Here is a 508-nt window from a genome sequence, read left to right as displayed (position 1 = left end):
GGACGCGGCCCTTTGGTTGGAGATGTCGTCACCGCTGCAGTTATCCTCGATCCCAATAACCCAATCGAAGGCTTGAATGACTCTAAGAAGCTGAGCGAGAAAAAGCGTCTGGCACTGCTTCCTGAAATCAAAGAAAAAGCGCTAGCGTGGGCGGTAGGCCGTTGCTCTCCCGAAGAGATTGATGAACTGAATATTCTGCAAGCTACCATGGTTGCTATGCAACGTGCGATTGCGGGACTGAAGGTACAGCCAGATTTAGTGCTGATCGATGGTAATCGTTGCCCTGAGCTACCGATGGATTCTCAAGCTGTGGTGAAAGGCGATTTAAGAGTGGCTGAAATCAGTGCCGCTTCCATCATTGCTAAAGTTGTGCGCGACCAAGAGATGGAAGAGCTGGATAAACAATATCCGCAATTCGGCTTTGCGAAGCACAAAGGTTATCCAACCAAAGCGCACTTTGAAGCAATTGAGCAACATGGTGTGATAAGCGAGCACCGTAAGAGCTTCA

Annotated in this window: 1 protein-coding gene; it reads left to right on the top strand. The window is 49.2% G+C overall.

Features of this window, described 5'->3' with window-relative positions:
* A partial coding sequence (rnhB, locus tag R7Q09_RS28585; protein ID WP_318144263.1) for a ribonuclease HII occupies positions 1–508 on the top strand: 508 nt, incomplete at both ends.

It is taken from the genome of Vibrio sp. 2130-1, assembly GCF_033339515.1.
This window is presented reverse-complemented; position numbering and strand designations above follow the sequence as displayed.